Raw genomic sequence first — 5051 nt, 5'->3', positions numbered from 1 at the left:
TTTTTTTTGGGGTTGGGGGGGGGTGGGTGGGGTAAGTCGTGGGGGGGTGGAAGGAGAGGGATGCCCCCCCGGAACACATGCGGCCCCGGACGGATGGGTTTCGCCCTGGGCCCGCGGTCTCAGGACGCGGCGCTCACCGCGCCTGGTCGCACATGCCTTGCTCCAGCTCGTAGAGGTCCCGGTCGCCGGAACGGATTGGGTCCCTCCACACTCGGTCCAGGGTCGGATTACCGGCCGGCGGAATGCGGAAGTGAGCTCGGGCAGCGCCTCGTCGACGACCTGACCGTGATTGTTCGGGGCGGCGATGCGCCAGTAGCCGATTCACCGCGTGATGCTGCCCGGCCGTGTCGCCGGGCAGCACTCGTCCCGCGGGGCGCCGCCCGTCAGAAGGCGGGCGTCCCGTAGACGCCCATCTCGTGGATCGAGTAGCCCCAGGTCGTCTTCCGCTCGACACCCTGCACACGGACGTACCGTACGGCGTCGTCGGAGGCGAGTCGTACGACGTCGTTGCCGCAGTCGTCCGGGCGCTGAGTGGACACGGTCTTCCAGGCCACGCCGTCCTCGGAGGTCTGGACGGCGTACTCCGTCGCGCAGGCGTTCTCCCAGGCGAGGGTCACCGCCGCGACCTTCGTCGGTGCGGCGAGCTCGATCTGCACCCACTCGTCGTCCGAGTAACCGGAGGCCCAACGGGTGCCGATCAGACCGTCGTTGACATACCTGGGGGCCAGCCGGTCGAGGTCCTGCTCCACGCTGGACGCGGACGCCGTGCCCTTCAGGGCCAGGTTCTCCCCGCCTCCCGCGGAGTCCCACAGCCGCAGCCGGACGTCGGCCTGGACGAGGAAGGTGTCGAGCACCCCGTCACCGACCTTGGGCTGCACCTTCCCCCAGGAGTTGCGCGGCGGATCGACGCGCACGGCGCGAGCGCGCCGCTGCAGCTCGTTCGATTCGGCCAGCAGCCGGTCCGAGGCCTCCTTGTCGCCGGCCTGCCGCGCGTCGAGCGCGCCGAGCATCGTCACCATCGCCTTGCCCCACAGCTCGGTGGCGTCCAGCCAGGGCGCCGCGTCGACGGTGAACCCCTCGTCCACGGACCCGCCGCGGATCGTGGCCGGTGCCTGTTCGACGGCGGTCGCGTACGCGCGCAGGGCCTTGACGGCCCCGGTGCGGTCACCCGCGTCCCACCTCTGCCAGAACTCGGCGGTGCGCCGGGCGAGTTCGGGAGCCTGTGGCTGCCAGGGCGTGGTGCCGAAGGTCGGGGCCATGTGTTCCAGGTCGCCGAAGACGAGCAGGGCGTCGGTGGCCTCGCGGTCGCCACCCGCGAGGTAGGCCATGGCGTTCCGCCAGTTCTTCCTCGCGTCGTAGGCGCGGTCGTTCCAGCTGAAGTCCGCGGCGCCGAAGACGGCGACCTTGCTGGCGTACGGCTGGTTCATCGGGTTGGCCACGATGCCGGACAGGTGCTCGGACAGGCCCGCCTCGCGCTTGTCGTACGGCGCGAGCAGCAGTCGGCCGCTGGTGTTGCCGAAGTCGTTGACCGGGTAGTTGTCCCACACGAAGACCTTGCGGCCGAAGACTTTCGCCGCCTGTTCGGCGTCCTCATTGGTGATCTGGGTCGGCACGACGCCGACACCGGTCCACATCACTTCGACCGCCGGGTCCAGGGTGGTCCGCAGGGCCTGCTTGTAGGCCGAGTCGGTGTGGTTGTAGTACTCGGTGGGCACCATCTGCAACGGCCACGCGCCCTCGTGGCCGGCGATGAAGTCGCGCTGTACGTCGTTGAGCAGGTCGACCTGCGCCTTTCCGGCGGCTCCGGCGCTGGGGGCGCCGTACGCCGCGCGGTCCGCCTCGCAGTTCCAGCTGGTGTAGTCGATGTCGTCGAGCGGGATGGAGAAGGCGCGGGTTCCCAGGTCGTACAGGGCCTGGAGCTTGGCCTTGAGCGCCTTGCGGTCGGCGGGGTCGGAGTAGCAGATCGACTCCCCGGGGGAGACGGCGAAGGTGAAGCGCACATGGTTCGCCGTGGCACGGTCCACCAGTTCGCCCAGTTCCGCCAGCTTGTCCGCCGGGTAGGGCTCGCGCCACTTGCCCCGGTGGTAGGGGTCGTCCTTGGGGGCGTAGACGTACGTGTTGGCCTTGACGTCTCCGTAGAAGTCCATCTGGTCGAGGCGTTCGGCGTGCGTCCACGGCTGTCCGTAGAAGCCCTCGATGGTGCCTCGCAGCGGCATCGACGGGTAGTCGCTGACCCGCACGCCGGGCACCTTCCAGGCCTTGCCGCCCGCACGGACGAACAACTGGCGCAGGGTCTGCACGGCGTAGAACTGGCCGGTCCCGTCCTTGCCGCCGAGGGTGATCCGCGAGCCCTGCCCGGACCGCGCGACGCGCAGGGCGTAGCCCTCCGCGTGGTCCGGCACCGCCGTGTCGCCGAGCGCCGCCGCGATGTCGGGGCGGGCGGCCGGGCCGAGCCGTACGGTGAGCAGTCCGGCGGCGGCCCTGGGGACGTCTCCGGGGGCGACGACATCCACCCGGCGGGCGCCGTGCGCCGTCAACTCCCGGACGAGGCGGGCGCGGGCGGCGGCGTCGGTGTCCTCGTCCGCCACCACGAGCACCCTGCCCGTCACGACGACGTCGTCACCTGCGCGGGTGAGGGACTGCGGGGTCGGCGAGAGGGGCGGAACCGCGGCTGCGGCGTGCGGATCGGCGTCCGCGGCGGCGGCCGGCGGACAACCGAATGCCATGGTGCTTGCGAGTGCGAAGCACATGCTGACCGTCGCGATGGCGTTCACGCGTCTTCCCATGAGATCTCCAGGCTTGGTCTGGACCATCAAATGGCCTTGTCCCACACGATGATGAGGGAAGGGTGCCGTGGGAGGTAAGACGTATGGGGTCTAGACCTCTTTCTCACTTCCCTTTACTCTGGCCAACGCTGATCGCCGAGGCGTGGACGGGATCGCGCGGGAACCGTTTGACCTTGACACGGTGACAAGGTCTTCACTGTGGCCAGGAGGTGGTCCCGAAGACATGTCGAAACAGGACAGCTATACCGATCAGGCACTTCGGAGGCTGGAGGACGTCAGCCCGTCGGTGCGGCTGCGGGCGGCGCTGGGAGTCGGAGCGAGCCCCGACCCGCGGTTCGTCGACATGCTCGTCGAACGGTGCGCGGTCGAGCCCGAGTTTCACGTGCGCGACATGCTCACCTGGGCACTCACGCGGCACCCGTCCTCTGTGACGGTCCCGGCGCTTCTCCGTGAAGTCCGCTCGGAGCGTGCGCAGGCACGGAGCCAGGCCCTGCACACGCTGTCCAAGATCGGGGACCGGCAGGCGTGGCCGGCGATCACACGGGCGCTTCTGTCCGACCCCGACGACGAGGTGGCGCGGAGCGCCTGGCGGGCAGCGGTCGTGCTCGTGCCCGAAGGGGCAGAACTCCGGCTGGCCACGGCGTTGGCCACACAGCTGGGGCGCGGCGAACGTGAGACGCGGCTGAGCCTCAGCAGGGCGCTGATCGCGCTCGGCGAAGTGATCATGCCGGCCCTGCGTGCCGCGATGACGGACCCCGACGCCCTGGTGCGTCAGCACGCGATCGCCACGGAACGGCTGTTGCGCAACCCGGATGCCGGATTCGAGTTCGCGATCGAGGAGGCGAAGCGCATCGTGGTCCTGGGCAGCACCAGTCAGGGGTGACAAGCAGTGTTGATCAGTGATGTGGCGCGGCGGTCCGGGGTCAGCGCCCGCATGCTCAGGCATTACGACTCGCTCGGCCTGGTGCGGCCGACGGGTCGTACCGACGGCGGCTACCGCGACTACTCCGACGAGGACATCCGGCGGATCTTCCACGTCGAGAGCCTGCGGTCACTGGGGCTGTCACTGCGTGAGGTCGGGCGCGCGCTGGACGATCCCGGCTTCACGCCCTCGGAGCTGGTCGGCGACCTCGTCCGGCAGACGCGGGAACGCATCGCGGCCGAGACGGAGCTGCTCACGCGACTGGGCCGGATCGGTGCCGCGGAGCCCGCCGGCTGGGAGGACGTCCTCCAGACCGTGGCTCTCCTCCAGGCTCTGGGGTCGAAGAGCGCCGCGACGCGCCAGCGCGCGGCCCTGTCCTCGGTCGAGGAGGCTCCGGTGCCGGTGGAAGCACTGGTCGAGGCAGCGCTGAGCGAGACGGACCCGAACGTCGCCGGAGCCCTTCGATGGGCTCTGGCGCGCTCGGGCGACGCGGGACTCGCGCTGCTGGCGGAGGGACTCGGCTCACCGGACGCCGAGGTGCGCAGACGTGCCGTCCAGTCCATCGCCGAGATCCCGGACGGTGCGGCGACCGGGCTGCTCAAGGAGGCACTCGCCGACCCCGACGTCGTGGTCCGCAGGTACGCGGCCGTGGCGCTCGGGGCACGCGCGGTGCCCGACGCGGTCCCGACGCTCGTCGACATGGTCGTCGAGGAGGCGAACGACGTCGACGCGGCCGCCGCCCTGGGCGCGCTGGCGCTCGATCCGGCGTTGGCGGACCGGATCGCCACCGGGCTGGTCGACCGCCTCACCCCGGGCACCGTCGGGCCGTCCGCACGTCGACGGCTGACACAGGCGCTCGCGGACATCCCGGGAACGACGGCGTCACATGCCCTCGCGGAGCTGTCACACGACGAGGACCGTGCCGTGGCGCTCACCGCGACGTACGTGCTCAAGCTGCGCGAAGCGCGGTAGCGGATGTCTCCCGGGGGCGCTGTGCGAGGCGCTGTGCGAGTCGAGTCGTCGCCGCTCACCGTCCTCGGGCCGGACCGCGGGGGGCCGCCGTGGGACGCGGGCGCGGGGTAACCAAGCCCTGGGCCCGAAGCGGTGGTTGGCCACCCGCAGCGGATGGCCGACACGTCGACCTCGTGGCCGCGCCGCCGGGTCCGCCGGCACTGTGTGCCCCACTGGCGCCGCCGCACCGCCGGTACCGTGTGCCTCAGTGGCGCCGCTGCGCCGCGGGGTCCGCCGGCACCGTGTGCCCCACCCGCACCGCCCGCGCCCCCGCCCCACCCGCGCCGCCCGCGCCCCCGCCCCACCCGCGCCGCCCGCGCCCCCGCGCCGCC

Annotated in this window: 3 protein-coding genes; 2 read left to right on the top strand and 1 reads right to left on the bottom strand. The window is 71.5% G+C overall.

Annotated features, from left to right (window positions below; genetic code table 11):
- Positions 1-383 precede the first annotated feature (383 nt).
- The gene (locus ACFCZF_RS40685) at positions 384-2786 is read right to left on the bottom strand and encodes a beta-N-acetylglucosaminidase domain-containing protein (RefSeq protein ID WP_376675960.1); all 2403 of its coding nucleotides are present in this window, start codon (positions 2784-2786) and stop codon (positions 384-386) included.
- A 223-nt stretch (positions 2787-3009) separates the two neighbouring features.
- On the opposite strand from ACFCZF_RS40685, the gene ACFCZF_RS40680 reads away from it, so the two are divergent.
- Both ACFCZF_RS40680 and ACFCZF_RS40675 read left to right on the top strand, forming a co-directional pair.
- Positions 3010-3669 (top strand): HEAT repeat domain-containing protein, encoded by a 660-nt coding sequence (locus ACFCZF_RS40680; protein WP_376675961.1) that lies wholly within the window; start codon positions 3010-3012, stop codon positions 3667-3669.
- A 6-nt stretch (positions 3670-3675) separates the two neighbouring features.
- Positions 3676-4680 (top strand): HEAT repeat domain-containing protein, encoded by a 1005-nt coding sequence (locus ACFCZF_RS40675; RefSeq protein ID WP_376675959.1) that lies wholly within the window; start codon positions 3676-3678, stop codon positions 4678-4680.
- Positions 4681-5051: the final 371 nt, after the last annotated feature.

The sequence above is a fragment of the Streptomyces sp. NPDC056296 genome (assembly GCF_042268605.1).
Taxonomy (GTDB): Bacteria; Actinomycetota; Actinomycetes; order Streptomycetales; family Streptomycetaceae; genus Streptomyces.
This window is presented reverse-complemented; position numbering and strand designations above follow the sequence as displayed.